Here is a 12,534-nt window from a genome sequence, read left to right as displayed (position 1 = left end):
CACTGGCACTCGGAGCGCGACGTCGTGGCCAACACGTGCGGCGCATGCGGGAAGCTGTGGGCGTGCGCGCTGTGCCACGAAGCGCTCGCGGACCACAGGTTCGAGCCCGTCGATAGGCAACTGCGCTCTGTGATGTGCGGCGTGTGCGGGCACATGATGACCTACGCCGAATACGGCGCGTCCTGCCCCGCCTGCCGCCACCCCTTCAATCCGGGGTGCAAGCTGCACGAAAACACCTACTTCAAGCCCGTTCGCTAAGGGTGAACACGGGCGGTTACCTGCGCTTATCGACGTCCATTCGGTACGAAACCTCGTAACCGGGGAAGTGATGTCGGACCCCGGCGTTATGGTGGGGGACAACTGATTTAGGAAAGAAGGGGTCAGCCACATGTTCGAGCGGTTTACCGACCGGGCCCGACGCGTCATCGTCCTTGCACAGGAGGAGGCGCGCGAGCTCAACCACAATTACATGGGCACCGAGCACATCTTGCTCGGCCTGATCAAGGAGGGCGAGGGCGTCGCCGCCAAGGCTCTCGAGTCCATGGGCATTAACCTCGACGACGTGCGCCGCGAGGTCATCGACATTATCGGCCACGGCTCCCAGCCTGTGACCGGCCACATTCCGTTCACCCCGCGCGCGAAGAAGGTTCTCGAGCTGTCCCTGCGCGAGGGCCTGCAGATGGGCCACAAGTACATCGGCACCGAGTTTCTGCTCCTCGGCCTCATCCGCGAGGGCGACGGCGTGGCGGCGCAGGTGCTGATCAAGCTCGGCGCCGACCTACCGCGTGTGCGCCAGCAGGTGATCCAGCTGCTCTCTGGCTACGAGGGCGGCGAGGGCCAGAACCCGGAGGCGCTGCAGCAGGGCCAGCCGGGCTTCGCAGGTGCAGGTGCTGGCGCCGCCCGTGGCGGTGCTGGCCCGCAGGGTGGCGAGCGCTCCAATTCTCTGGTTTTGGACCAGTTCGGCCGCAACCTCACCGCGGCTGCGAAAGAAGGCAAGCTCGATCCGGTTGTCGGCCGCGACAAGGAAATCGAGCGCGTTATGCAGGTGCTGTCGCGCCGCACCAAGAACAACCCGGTGCTCATCGGCGAGCCGGGTGTTGGTAAAACCGCTGTTGTGGAGGGGCTTGCGCTCGACATCGCCAACGGTAAGGTGCCGGAGACCCTGAAGGACAAGCAGGTCTACTCCCTCGACCTCGGCTCCCTGGTGGCAGGCTCCCGTTACCGCGGTGACTTTGAGGAGCGCCTGAAGAAGGTGCTCAAGGAGATCAACCAGCGCGGCGACATCATCCTGTTCATCGACGAGATCCACACCCTCGTTGGCGCAGGTGCCGCTGAAGGCGCCATCGACGCAGCCTCGCTGCTGAAGCCGAAGCTGGCCCGCGGCGAGCTGCAGACTATCGGCGCGACCACGCTGGATGAGTACCGCAAGCACATTGAGAAGGACGCCGCGCTGGAGCGCCGCTTCCAGCCGGTGCAGGTGGACGAGCCGTCCGTGGAAGACACCGTCCAGATCCTCAAGGGCCTGCGCGACCGCTACGAGGCGCACCACCGCGTCTCCTACACCGATGACGCTTTGAAGGCGGCCGCGACCCTGTCGGACCGCTACATCAATGACCGTTTCCTGCCGGACAAGGCTGTGGACCTCCTCGACGAGGCCGGTGCACGCATGCGCATCAAGCGCATGACCGCCCCGGAGGACCTGCGCGAGGTGGACGACCGCATCGCCGAGGTACGCAAGGAAAAGGAAGCGGCGATAGACGCCCAGGACTTTGAGAAGGCCGCCGGCCTGCGTGACACCGAGCGCAAGCTCGGGGAGGAGCGCTCCGCCAAAGAGAAGAAGTGGCGCTCCGACGACCTGGAGGACATCGCCGAGGTCGGTGAAGACCAGATCGCGGACGTGCTGGCCAACTGGACCGGTATCCCGGTGTTCAAACTCACCGAGTCCGAGTCCTCCCGCCTCCTCAATATGGAAGACGAGCTGCACAAGCGCATCATCGGCCAGGACGAGGCTGTCAAGGCTGTGTCCCGCTCCATCCGCCGCACCCGTGCTGGCCTGAAGGACCCGAACCGCCCGTCCGGCTCCTTCATCTTCGCCGGCCCGTCCGGTGTGGGTAAGACGGAACTGTCCAAGGCGCTGGCGGAGTTCCTCTTCGGGGACGACGACTCGCTGATCCAGGTCGACATGGGCGAGTTCCACGACCGCTTCACCGCCTCCCGCCTTTTCGGTGCCCCTCCGGGATACGTTGGCTACGAGGAAGGCGGCCAGCTCACCGAGAAGGTGCGCCGCAAGCCGTTTAGCGTGGTGCTCTTCGACGAGATTGAGAAGGCGCACAAGGAGATCTACAACACCCTGCTCCAGGTGCTCGAAGAAGGCCACGTCACCGACGGCCAGGGCCGCAACGTTGACTTCAAGAACACGGTGCTGATCTTCACGTCCAACCTGGGCACCTCCGACATCTCCAAGCCGGTCGGTCTGGGCTTCAGCGGCGACACCGCCACGGACTCCGAGGCGCAGTACGAACGCATGAAGGGCAAGGTCCACGACGAGCTGAAGAAGCACTTCCGCCCGGAGTTCTTGAACCGCATCGACGAGATCGTGGTGTTCAAGCAGCTCAGCCAGGATGAGATTGTCCAGATGGTGGACCTGCTTATCGGCCGCGTGGACAAGAACTTGACTGCGCAGGACATGGGCATCGAGCTCACCGAGAACGCGAAGAACCTGCTCGCGGTCCGCGGCTTCGACCCGGTCTTGGGCGCACGTCCGCTGCGCCGCACGATTCAGCGTGAGATCGAGGACGTGCTGTCCGAGAAGATCCTCTTCGGCGAGATCGGCGCAGGCGAGATCATCACGGTGGACGTAGAGGGCTGGGACGGCGACATCGAAGCCGCACGCAAGGACCGCGGCAAGGCCGCCCCGGACGCGAAGTTCACCTTCACCCCGCGCCCACGCCCGCTGCCGGCAGAGGCATTCGACGTGGAGCCGGAGGAAGAGGTGCGCGATATCGAACCGGAGCGCACCGAGCCGGAGTCAGAGGCCTCTGAGTTCCCGGACGAGCGAGAGGACAACGACGTCCAGGATCAGAACGGCAACGAGGGCAACGGGCCCGAGCCGGTGTAAACCCACCACGCCAGGGCGCCGAGTGCGCCAAGCAGGGAGAACACGATGCCGGTGATCTCCACGGCGTTGAGCCCCTCCACCACCTGATATTCGGGGTGGTCGGAGGGGCACACCTGTTTCATGGGCTTGCCCTTGAAGCGGTCGGACATCCAGTCCGCAACATTGCCTGTCTGCAGCACCAGCGGTAGCGCGTGGCCGGAGCCGGGGGCGCGCGGGGTGAGTTCTCTGCGGCCGGATGACAGTGGCTGCGTCGGGGAACCGGGCACCACTACGCGGCGGTACTCCACCTGCGCGCCGATGGCGCAGTAGTCGGTGGCGAGCTGGGTTGCCTGTGGCTCGGGCACCAGATCATCGTCCAGGTTGGTGAGCACCATGATCGGTGCGTTCGGTTTCACTTTGCCCAGCTTGTTCAGCTCGAGGTACTTGCCAAGGCGCTCGTCGGCCTCCGCGATCTCCGCGAAGGATTTGCCGCCGATGAAGATGTCGTCGAAGGACCTGGGGGAGTGCATGGATGCATCCACCACGCAGGAGGCCTTCAAACCCTCAAGCCAGACTTTGCCCTCGTCGGTGAGATATTCCTCTAATGCGTCGCGGAACTCTGGATAGGTTTCTGAGTAGCTGGCGGCAGCGAAGCCGGCCACCGCGGTGAGCATGGGTGCCGAAGCCTGTTGCAGTACGCCGAGCGGGTCTGCTGGGGGAGCGCCGGCAAAGGTCCCCACCACGTCGAGCTCTGGGGCATAGTCGCCCACCAGCTCCGCTGCTGCGGCAGCGGCGCCGCCACCTTGGGAATAGCCCCAGAAAGCGATTTTCTCGTCGGGTTTGGCTACGGCGCGAGCTGCGTCGATAAGCGCGTGGCCTTGATCCACCCTGTTCAAGTAGGTGTGCAGACCGTCCGTGCCCAACCCCATATAGTCCGTGACCACGACGCGGTAGCCGGCGTCCCTGAGCATCTGCACCATCGGCGCCTCGTAGTTGAGGTTGACCGTGCCGTCGCGCTCGATGGACGACAGCATTGACGACGCCGCCGAGGGCGCGCACTGGTCGCCCAATCCCCGCGTGCCGGGGGCGAGCGCGATCAGCCCCTTGGAAAACGGGCGATCGTAGAGAGCACCGGTGACGGGCACCTTCTCGCCGCGCTCGTTCACGGAGGTGTAGCGGATCCGCTTCCCGTCTGATCCGGCGACGCGCTTCTTCGCTTCGAGCTTGCCCGCTGTCGGACCAGCCGCGCCGCCCAGTGCGGTGGAGGACATCTCCGGGATGGAGGACAGGGACGACGCGTCGTCCATGACCTCGAGGGTGGACGAGCCGACGGAGGCAAGGGATGACAGAGACTCCGCGCTGAGATCCGCAGCTTGCGCCGAGGGGCTGAGCAGGACTGGGACAGCAAAAAGACACCAACTTTTACGCATAAACAGCAGTGTAAGCTGCCCGCTATGGGAATTCAGTACCGCAAACGCCAAAAGATCAGCGACGACAGCTGGCTCAATTACTCCAAATCCGGCGTCTCCGCCTCGAAGAAGATCGGGCCGGTCACTTTCAACTCCCGCGGCGGCGTCTACGTCAAGCTGCCGGGCGGCCTTCACTACCGCGGCAGGTGGAAGTAGCCGTGCTCGTCTTGCTCGGCGAGCCCGTCGTCGAGCAACGAAAACAGGGCTCGGGAGAGTTGGGTTTGGTCGTGCCAGACGGCGTCGATGCGCTCTTGCTCGACGGGTCCGTGCGCCTCACGCAGCACGCGCATGATCTTGCCGCGCACCTGCCGGTCGGTTCCGGCAAACTTCTGGGAACGCGCCTGCGTTGGCGCCGCAGGTCTGCCGGCGGCGAGCCACGCGCACTCTGCGCTGAGCGGGCAGGCCTCGCACTTCGGTGCGCGGGCGGTGCATATGAGCGCGCCCAGCTCCATCAGCCCCACTGAGAACTCCGGGCCGTTTTCCGCCGGCAGCAGCGCCGCGACCTGCTCAATCTCTTTTTTCCCCGGCTTGCCAAGCGCCTCGCCGCGCTCCACTCGTGCGACCACGCGTCGCACGTTCGTATCCACCACCGGCACGTTCTTGCCGTACGCGAAGCACGCCACCGCTCGAGCGGTGTAGTCCCCGATTCCAGGGAGCGCAAGAAGCTTATCGACGTCCTCCGGCACCTCCCCACCGTATTCCCGCACAATCACCTGCGCGCATTCCTTTAGGCGGAGCGCCCTGCGCGGGTAGCCAAGGCTGCCCCAGGCGCGCAGGATCTCGTCGGTGCCGGCGTTGGCGAAGGCGGCTGGGGTGGGCCAGCGATACATCCACTCCTGCCAGATCGGCGCCACCCGCTCCACCTGGGTCTGGTGGCTCATCACCTCGCTGAGCAGCACACCCCAGGGTGATACGGCGTCGCGCCGCCACGGCAGGGCGCGGGCGTTAGCGCGGTACCAATTGATGATCTTGTCTGGGCGCAGGTTGGTCACAATGCATGCAACAATAGTGGGCATGACTACCGCAACCGACCTCCAAACCGCCGCCACTCCCCGCGAGGTGTGGGAGCTGCTGAAAGCCGGCAACGAGCGATTCGCCACAGGCAACACCGCCGACCCGCACCGCGACCCCGAAACCCGGCAACAGCTGACCGCCGGACAGAACCCCGCTGTGTGCGTGGTGGGTTGCTCGGACTCGCGTGTGCCGGTGGAGCTGCTCTTCGACGCCGGTTTCGGCGACATCTTCGTCATCCGAACCGCCGGCGGTTGTGTGGATTCCGCAGTCGCCGCGTCCGTGGAGTTTGCGGTGGAAGGCCTTGGCGTGGACCTCGTGCTTTTCCTTTCCCACGAGACCTGCGGTGCTGTGGGCGCGGCGGTCGGCGCTTTGGAATCTGGCGAAATTCCGGCTGGTCTGACCCGGCTGTTCGTGGAAAAGATCGCCCCGTCCGTCGCCGAGGCACGGACGCGCGGTGAGCAGATCGAGCAGGCGCACGCCCGCAACGGCGCAGAGCACCTTGCAGCCCGTATCCCCTCCGTCGTGGCCGGTTTGGAGGAGAAGAAGATCGGCGTGGTCGGGGCGCGCTACCGCTTGTCGGACGGCCGTGTCGAGACCACCTACGAAAACTTCGGCGATTAAGTTATAGGCATGTCGAACCAGCGCCCACTGCCTCCGGAGATCTACATGCGCCGTCGCGTGGCGGCACTCGTCATCCTGTTGGTTGTTGTGGCGCTGTTGGTGTGGGGGCTGTCCGCGTTCGCTCGCAGCGGCAAATCGGACACAACCGAGGAAGCCCCGCAGACCACCGCCGAGGTCACCGAGACGCCGTCCACCACCTTGGCGACGGAGCCGACCGTTCAGCTTTCCGGTGAAACCGAAACTTCCACCACAGCCACCGAGACGACGCGAGTCACCGAAGCAACCGGGGCCTCCAGCACCGCGGAAGCCGCACCCGTGAAGAAGGGAACCTGCGAGCTCCAGGACCTGCGCATCCAGGCCTCCAGCAACCAACCCTCGTACGCTGAGGGCACGCAGCCGGTGTTCTATATGGAGGTGCAGAACCCCACTGACACCGAGTGCACGATCGACTTGGACGACAACCTCCTACGCTTCGAGGTCTACGACATGGCCTCCAACGACCGCATCTGGTCCGACACCGACTGCTACCCGCCAGTGGCAGGCGGCTCCGTGAAGTTCGCTCCCGGGGAGAAGCGTCGCTGGGAGGCTCGCTGGTCCGGCACCGCGTCCCAGCCGGGGCAGTGCGAGAACCGCCCCACGGTAAAGCCTGGTTCCTACTTCCTCCACGGGGTGATCGGGGAGAATGCCTCGGACGCCAGCCCGTTCAACATCACCTAGAACGCTACCGCTGCAGCAGCGCCAGCGCTTCGCCCAGTGTGGAGATTGAGTGAACCGTCATGCCGCTGACATGTACCTCCTCGCCCGCCGGAACGATCGCGTTGGTGTAGCCCATACGTGCCGCTTCCTGCAGGCGCCGCCCGAGGTTGGGCACCCGGCGGATCTCGCCGGCGAGGCCGACCTCGCCCACCACCACGGTTTTCTCGGGCAGGGGGGTGTCGTGGAGGCTCGACCACGTGGCGAGCGCCACCGCAAGGTCCGTTGCGGTTTCCGTAATTTTCACCCCGCCTACCGTGGCCACGTACGCGTCCTTGTCGTTTGTGCGTTCCCCGCACCGCGCCTGCAGCACCGCCAGCACCATGGGCACGCGGTTGAAATCCAAGCCAGTGACTACACGCCGGGGGCTCTTATTTACCGGATCGACGGTCAGCGCTTGTACCTCCGCGAGGATGGGGCGTACGCCGTCCATCGCCACCGTCACGGCGGAGCCGTCCGGCGTCTTCCCGCGGTGGGAAAGGAACAGCCCGGATGGGTCGGGAACCTCCCGGATTCCGCCAGCTGTTTGCTCAAAACAGCCGACTTCATCCGTCGCCCCGAAGCGGTTTTTGATGCCGCGGAGCATCCTTAACGACGACTGCCGGTCACCCTCAAAGTTCAGCACCACATCCACGAGGTGTTCCAGCACGCGGGGCCCTGCAACATTGCCGTCCTTAGTCACGTGGCCCACCAGCAGGACCGGGATGTTCGTGGTCTTTGCCAGGGTGGTCAGCGCAGCGGTCACCGCCCGCGACTGAGCCACGCCACCGGCGACACCCTCGACGCCTGCCGCGTGCATGGTTTGCACCGAATCCACGATAAGCAGCGAGGGCTTGAGCTGCTCTACGTGGCCGAACACGACATCCAGGTTCGACTCGGCGGCGAGGTAGAGCGTGTCTTTGAGCGCATCCGTGCGCTCGGCACGTGCGCGAACCTGGCCCGCAGACTCCTCCGCCGTGACGTAGAGGGCCTTACGCCCGTGGGCAGCCCAGCGCGACGCGACTTCGAGCAACAGCGTGGACTTACCCACTCCTGGCTCGCCCGCCATCAGCACGACGGATCCAGGCACCACACCTGAGCCAAGGACGCGGTCTAGCTCCCCGATGCCAGATTTCACCGTCCTCGTAGCGGCAGCCTCCACCTTCGTAATGGGGCTCGCGGGCGCTGCAGGAGTCAGCGCCGAGGATTTCACCGGCCCCGCGGCTACGGGCGCCTCCTCTTGCAGGGTGCCCCAAGACCCGCACTCCGGGCAGCGGCCCAGCCATTTGGGGGAGGAGTAGCCGCACTCGGTGCAGGTGTGAATCACGCGTGGTTTCTTCGCCATGCGCCACACCGTATAACACCGCCCCGACACGGCATTCGAACACGAAAAAACCGCTGGTCAAACCAGCGGTTTCGGATACGAGGCGAGGACTACTTCTCGCCGACCTCACGCTCAACCTGACCGGAAGCGAGCGTCGGCGCGGACACCGTCGCCACAACATCCACGGAGCCGGTGTCGAAGTTGAAGGTGACCGGGATGTTGCCGCCGTACGCGAAGCCGTCGTTCGCCACAGAGGTGGCGGTGTACTGGATGCAGTTGTCGTTCTTGTCCTGCGGCATGCGCTCCAGGCCGTCCCTGGAATCGGCGACCAGCGCGCAGTTGTAGGAGATCGTGCCGGTGTTCGAAAGGGTTGCCTTCTGGCCGTCCACGTCCACCGACTGCAGGGTGTGGTCCTTCATGGAGGTGTCCTGGTTCGTGGCGGTGAACTTCACTGCAGCCTGGCCGTCCTCTGCAAGCACAACCATCACGTCGCGCACGGCGAGGGCACCGTCCTCGGTGGAGCCGCTTGCGCCGTCGACGGCCGCGACCTGGTTCGAGGTCTGGGTGATCTGGCCGGCGGAGCAGCCGACGAGGGCCAGGGTTGCGCAGCCAGCGACTGCGGCGACAGCGGCGCGCTTCAGGGACTTCACGGGGTGTCCTCCATCAATCAACTCATTCGAGGGTTTTCTCCGCCTTACTCTAGCGTCTGCACAGCAAGTTTTCCCACTTACTCCCCCTATAAGGAGCGGGGACCTTTGGTCGTCGATAAGCAAAATGCTCGGTGGTAGGGTGTTGAGGTCTGAACTTCGCCCATCGACGCAAGGAGCCGCAATGGAATTCAAGGTCGGAGAAGTGGTTGTGTACCCGCACCACGGAGCGGCCCGCATCACCGACATCGAGCAGCGCGAGATGCGCGGGGAGAAGCTCGATTACCTGGTGCTGCAGATCCTCCATTCCGACCTTGAAGTGCGCGTGCCGGTGAAGAATTCCGAGCTGGTTGGCGTGCGCGACGTGGTCAACGAGGATGGCCTGCAAAAGGTGTTCTCGGTGCTGCGTGAGACGGACGTGGAGGAGGCTGGCAACTGGTCCCGCCGTTACAAGGCAAACCAGGAGCGCCTCGCGTCCGGGGACATCAATAAGGTTGCCGAGGTTGTGCGCGACCTGTGGCGCCGCGATCAGGGCAAGGGCCTTTCCGCCGGTGAGAAGCGCATGCTGGGCAAGGCCCGCCAGATCTTGGTCGGCGAGCTCGCGCTGGCTGAACCGGTGGACGAGGCCAAGGTTGAGGAGATGGACAAGGAAATCAAGGCCGTCATCGACGAGCAGGTGAAGGCAGGAATCTCCGAGGACCCGGGCCAGATCGACGACGATGACGAGGTGGATCTGGACGACCTCTCCTTCGACGACGAGGACGACGACAACTAAGTTGCGCCGCGAATCAGTTGCGGTCATCGCCGCCGCTGGCAAAGGCACCCGTCTCGGCGCGCAGGTGCCGAAGGCGTACGTTTCACTCGGCGGCCGCACCCTGTTGGAGCGCTCTGTGGCGACCATGTCTGCTGTCGTAGACAGGGTGGTTGTGGTGGTGAGCCCCGACATGGAAGCGCGGGCGCGGGACATACTCTCCCGTTACAACGTGGAGCTGGCCCATGGGGGTGCTGAGCGCGCGGACTCTATTCTCGCCGCGCTCAACACAATTTCGCTTACCGACGGCTGCGTGGTCGTCCACGACGCCGCCCGTGCCTTAACCCCACCCGAGATGGTTCACCGCGTGGTGGACACGGTGCTTGGGGGAGCACCGGCGGTGGTTCCCGTGGTGCCGGTGGCGGACACCGTTAAGCGGGTTGATGGTTCAGCGATTCACGAGACCTTGGACCGCTCCGCGTTGCGCGCCGCGCAGACTCCGCAGGGGTTCGACCTGCGGCTACTGCGAGAGGCGAACCGGCGGTACCTGGCGGAAAAGCCTGCGTTTGTGGCCACCGACGACGCCTCCCTGATGGAATGGTTCGGGGTGCCGGTGATAGCCGTGGAGGGGGATCCCATGGCGTTCAAGATCACCACGCCGCTGGATCTCAAGCTCGCTGAAAGCGTGGTCGGTTCTTTCTAGGTCCCCTGTGTCGGGGTCGTCTGCTATAGCTATGGATGGGCAGGTTTGCCCAAATTTACATTCGAAAAAAGGTGCGGAAAAAGTTTAGAAAAAGCCTTGACAGTGTCTTTGTGTCGTAACTATATTCGATTGCAAATATAGAAGGAGGGGTGATGCATGGACGGATATTTCGCAACCGAGCGGGAGGGTTGCCCAGCTGCGGCCGCGGGCCAGGCGCGACGGGAGGCGGAGTTCCAGATCTTCCACCGCTACGTCAGGCCACTGGCTGAGGTGGACGATTTCGAACTCGAGGCCTGTTCCATTGCGCTGGCGACCGGGGAGAGCCAAAACTGGGCGGAGACCGGCATTCTGGGGTACTCGGTGCTCGCGGACCTGCCTCAGCTGCGTGAGCTGCAGGAAGAAACTCGCAGGCTCGATGTCCGGCGCTTGTCTGCCATCGAGTCCACCTTGAACCGCCTCAATGACCTGGCCACGCCGGATATCCTTGCGGATATAGACGAGTATCTGGTGAAAGTCTTTACACCGCGCAGAGTGGGGGCGGAGTTGCCTTCGCCAAGCTCGCTGCGTCGCCGGCTGCGTGAGCGGATTCAGCGCATTGACTCGGACCTTGCGCCCAGCCAGAAGAAGATCAAGGACCGCAAGAAGAGGAAGGACGCCCCCTTCGGGACATGCCGGGGATGCTTCTACGGCCAAGACGACGGGGACGCGGGTCTGAGCGTCTCGGGCGACGCCGCCACGATCGGTTTGATGGAGCGCTACACCGAACAAGTTGCGCGCGAACACAAACTCTCGCAGGACGACGCGCTCGAGGCCATCCTCACCGGCCGGCTCAGGGATACACCCAAGGTTGTCCTTTACATGTTCACCTCGAAAACGCCCGGGAGCTCCTACTACATTCCCAACTTCGGCTGGACCGACGCGGAGGGCACGGCAGCGGTGGAAGAGATGTTAGAGAGCGCTGCCACGCACGTCGTCGACTTGGACGAGGCTGAGCAGGCCGAAACCGAAGCGTATGCGCCAACTACCGCTATCCGCGCATTGGTCCAAGCACGCGACGGTGTGTGCCTCTGGCCCGGCTGCAACGTGAAGGCGGAGAACTGCCAGCTGGACCACCGGATCCCGTTCGACGAGGGCGGCAAGACCACCCCGTCCAACCTGTTCAGCCTGTGTGCACACCACCACAACCTCAAAACCGACCGCAGGGTGTTTTACGTGCCCGACCCGGTTACAGGGGAGATCGTGTGGCTGCACGCGGACGGTACGTTCCACGTCGCGGAGCCGGAAGGCTACCTCACTGGCTATCTGCAGCCAGCACATCCGCGATGGAAGACGACGCTGGAGCAGCGCCGGCAGAAGCGCAAGGACCGGGCGGAGTTCTACCACCGCTGCCACTCGGCGGTGGAACAGTACGAAAACGACTGGGATTACGACACATGTATGGCCACCATCCGCGCGATGGAGGACAGGTTCGGCATGACGTTCGAGTACCCGCCCAGGAAAGAGCCGGAGGACACCCCACAACTGCTTGCGGCCCTCGAAGAACATCTGCGGGATCTTGAACTCAGCCCCGAGGACTTCTATGTGCGGGACTACCCGCTGGACCACGACTTTGGAGACCCTGAAGTACCGTCGTACGCATGACAAACCTTCGAGTTGGCAGCGCGTTCGACGCCCATCAGATTCAAGCCGGGAAGGAATGCTGGATTGCCGGCATCCTCCACGACGGCCAAGACGGTTGCGAGGGCCACTCCGACGGTGACGTGGTCAGCCATGCCATCGTCGATGCCGTGCTCTCGGCCGCCGGGCTCGGCGACCTTGGCTCCTTCGTTGGGGTTGGTCGTCCAGAGTACGACGGGGTGAAGGGTGTCCAGCTGCTTCAGGAGCTCAAGGAGCTTCTCGCGAACCACGGACACAGTGTGGTCAACGTTTCCGCACAACTGATCGGCCAAACCCCAAAAATGGGACCGGTGCGCGAGGAAGCGGAACGGGTCCTTTCGGAGGCCTTGGGGGCTCCGGTATCCGTGTCGGCCACCACAACAGACCACATGGGGTTCACTGGCAGCGGCGAGGGCCGGGCGGCGATAGCCACGGCGCTGGTGGAACGAAAGTTCCCGATTGCGTAACTAAAGTTCCCTGCCTGCGGTTTTAGCTTCCTTGCAGTCGACGCGCGGGTTAC

At 64.2% G+C, this 12,534-nt stretch carries 13 protein-coding genes; 9 read left to right on the top strand and 4 right to left on the bottom strand.

Annotated elements, in window-relative coordinates:
• The first annotated feature begins 24 nt into the window (after positions 1–24).
• Together HMA55_RS09550 and HMA55_RS09545 are read left to right on the top strand one after the other, a co-directional pair.
• The gene (locus HMA55_RS09550) at positions 25–258 is read left to right on the top strand and encodes a hypothetical protein (protein WP_374680609.1); all 234 of its coding nucleotides are present in this window, start codon (positions 25–27) and stop codon (positions 256–258) included.
• 130 nt (positions 259–388) lie between these two features.
• The gene (locus HMA55_RS09545) at positions 389–3,118 is read left to right on the top strand and encodes an ATP-dependent Clp protease ATP-binding subunit (protein WP_235961921.1); all 2,730 of its coding nucleotides are present in this window, start codon (positions 389–391) and stop codon (positions 3,116–3,118) included.
• Here HMA55_RS09545 and HMA55_RS09540 read toward each other — a convergent pair.
• The gene (locus tag HMA55_RS09540; RefSeq protein ID WP_181192815.1) at positions 3,079–4,527 is read right to left on the bottom strand and encodes an alpha/beta fold hydrolase; all 1,449 of its coding nucleotides are present in this window, start codon (positions 4,525–4,527) and stop codon (positions 3,079–3,081) included. The genes HMA55_RS09545 and HMA55_RS09540 overlap by 40 nt on opposite strands.
• A 24-nt stretch (positions 4,528–4,551) precedes the next feature.
• Here HMA55_RS09540 and HMA55_RS09535 point away from each other — a divergent pair, with 24 nt between their 5' ends.
• Positions 4,552–4,722, top strand: coding sequence for a DUF4236 domain-containing protein (locus tag HMA55_RS09535; RefSeq protein WP_144242453.1), 171 nt, complete (start codon positions 4,552–4,554; stop codon positions 4,720–4,722).
• On the opposite strand, the gene HMA55_RS09530 is transcribed toward HMA55_RS09535, so the two are convergent.
• Positions 4,701–5,582, bottom strand: a complete 882-nt coding sequence (locus tag HMA55_RS09530; RefSeq protein ID WP_181192814.1) for an A/G-specific adenine glycosylase — start codon at positions 5,580–5,582, stop codon at positions 4,701–4,703. The genes HMA55_RS09535 and HMA55_RS09530 overlap by 22 nt on opposite strands.
• Here HMA55_RS09530 and HMA55_RS09525 point away from each other — a divergent pair.
• The gene (locus tag HMA55_RS09525) at positions 5,581–6,201 is read left to right on the top strand and encodes a carbonic anhydrase (RefSeq protein WP_181192813.1); all 621 of its coding nucleotides are present in this window, start codon (positions 5,581–5,583) and stop codon (positions 6,199–6,201) included. The genes HMA55_RS09530 and HMA55_RS09525 overlap by 2 nt on opposite strands.
• A gap of 9 nt (positions 6,202–6,210) precedes the next feature.
• Positions 6,211–6,918: a hypothetical protein gene (locus HMA55_RS09520; protein WP_181192812.1), complete on the top strand. Its 708-nt coding sequence runs from the start codon at positions 6,211–6,213 to the stop codon at positions 6,916–6,918.
• 4 nt (positions 6,919–6,922) lie between these two features.
• Here HMA55_RS09520 and radA read toward each other — a convergent pair whose 3' ends face one another.
• Together radA and HMA55_RS09510 are read right to left on the bottom strand one after the other, a co-directional pair.
• Positions 6,923–8,278 (bottom strand): DNA repair protein RadA, encoded by a 1,356-nt coding sequence (gene radA, locus HMA55_RS09515; RefSeq protein WP_181192811.1) that lies wholly within the window; start codon positions 8,276–8,278, stop codon positions 6,923–6,925.
• A gap of 89 nt (positions 8,279–8,367) precedes the next feature.
• Positions 8,368–8,907, bottom strand: coding sequence for a hypothetical protein (locus HMA55_RS09510; RefSeq protein WP_181192810.1), 540 nt, complete (start codon positions 8,905–8,907; stop codon positions 8,368–8,370).
• A gap of 181 nt (positions 8,908–9,088) precedes the next feature.
• Between HMA55_RS09510 and HMA55_RS09505 the strand changes: the two genes are divergently transcribed.
• The 4 genes from HMA55_RS09505 to ispF all read left to right on the top strand — a co-directional run bounded on the left by HMA55_RS09505 (position 9,089) and on the right by ispF (position 12,481).
• Positions 9,089–9,679, top strand: coding sequence for a CarD family transcriptional regulator (locus HMA55_RS09505; RefSeq protein WP_181192809.1), 591 nt, complete (start codon positions 9,089–9,091; stop codon positions 9,677–9,679).
• Between the two features lies 1 nt (position 9,680).
• Entirely contained in the window at positions 9,681–10,358 is a 678-nt protein-coding gene (ispD, locus tag HMA55_RS09500) for a 2-C-methyl-D-erythritol 4-phosphate cytidylyltransferase (protein ID WP_235961920.1), read from the top strand.
• Positions 10,359–10,514: 156 nt separating this feature from the next.
• Positions 10,515–11,999: an HNH endonuclease signature motif containing protein gene (locus HMA55_RS09495; protein ID WP_181192807.1), complete on the top strand. Its 1,485-nt coding sequence runs from the start codon at positions 10,515–10,517 to the stop codon at positions 11,997–11,999.
• Positions 11,996–12,481, top strand: coding sequence for a 2-C-methyl-D-erythritol 2,4-cyclodiphosphate synthase (ispF, locus tag HMA55_RS09490; protein WP_181192806.1), 486 nt, complete (start codon positions 11,996–11,998; stop codon positions 12,479–12,481). Before HMA55_RS09495 ends, ispF begins: the two co-directional genes overlap by 4 nt.
• Positions 12,482–12,534: the final 53 nt, after the last annotated feature.

The sequence above is a fragment of the Corynebacterium wankanglinii genome, assembly GCF_013601005.1.
Lineage (GTDB): Bacteria > Actinomycetota > Actinomycetes > Mycobacteriales > Mycobacteriaceae > Corynebacterium > Corynebacterium wankanglinii.
This window is presented reverse-complemented; position numbering and strand designations above follow the sequence as displayed.

Coding starts and splice junctions, on each gene's coding strand:
- HMA55_RS09525 (WP_181192813.1), top strand. CDS start 5,581: ATGACTACCGCAACCGACCTCCAAACCGCCGCCACTCCCCGCGAGGTG.
- HMA55_RS09545 (WP_235961921.1), top strand. CDS start 389: ATGTTCGAGCGGTTTACCGACCGGGCCCGACGCGTCATCGTCCTTGCA.
- HMA55_RS09535 (WP_144242453.1), top strand. CDS start 4,552: ATGGGAATTCAGTACCGCAAACGCCAAAAGATCAGCGACGACAGCTGG.
- radA (WP_181192811.1), bottom strand. CDS start 8,278: ATGGCGAAGAAACCACGCGTGATTCACACCTGCACCGAGTGCGGCTAC.
- HMA55_RS09540 (WP_181192815.1), bottom strand. CDS start 4,527: ATGCGTAAAAGTTGGTGTCTTTTTGCTGTCCCAGTCCTGCTCAGCCCC.
- HMA55_RS09530 (WP_181192814.1), bottom strand. CDS start 5,582: ATGCCCACTATTGTTGCATGCATTGTGACCAACCTGCGCCCAGACAAG.
- HMA55_RS09505 (WP_181192809.1), top strand. CDS start 9,089: ATGGAATTCAAGGTCGGAGAAGTGGTTGTGTACCCGCACCACGGAGCG.
- ispF (WP_181192806.1), top strand. CDS start 11,996: ATGACAAACCTTCGAGTTGGCAGCGCGTTCGACGCCCATCAGATTCAA.
- HMA55_RS09495 (WP_181192807.1), top strand. CDS start 10,515: ATGGACGGATATTTCGCAACCGAGCGGGAGGGTTGCCCAGCTGCGGCC.
- HMA55_RS09520 (WP_181192812.1), top strand. CDS start 6,211: ATGTCGAACCAGCGCCCACTGCCTCCGGAGATCTACATGCGCCGTCGC.